The 331-nt window shown below is 51.1% G+C and carries 1 protein-coding gene; it reads left to right on the top strand.

Annotated features, from left to right (window positions below):
- The coding region (locus LKX83_RS32195; protein WP_227887338.1) for a cytochrome ubiquinol oxidase subunit I at window positions 1-331 on the top strand (331 nt) is incomplete at both ends.

The raw sequence follows: 331 nt of genomic DNA, 5'->3' as shown, positions 1-331 counted from the left end.
CTCGGCTGGAATGCGGATTCTAAGCGTTAGCCTAGTAGCGCTCGGCGCGTTGGCGTCAGCTGTCTTGATTACGAATGTGCATGCGTTTGAAGGAACGCCTGCCGGATTTCGTATCGTGGACGGTCAGATCGTAGACGTAGATCCGTGGGCGGGTTTTTTTAATCCGAGCTTCGCTGTATCGGCGATTCATGTCGGGCTTTCTGCATATATGACCGGAGCGTTTGCGATTGCCTCCATTGCAGCATTTAAGATGCTGAAGCGAAAAACCGGTGATAAAGAGTTTTTGTTTCACCGTAAGGCATTGATGCTCTCGCTCGCTATCGGTGGTCTT

Source organism: Cohnella baijiui (assembly GCF_020731285.1).
GTDB lineage: Bacteria > Bacillota > Bacilli > Paenibacillales > Paenibacillaceae > Cohnella.
The sequence above is the reverse complement of the archived record's forward strand: the minus strand, read 5'-3'. Positions and strand labels throughout refer to the sequence as shown.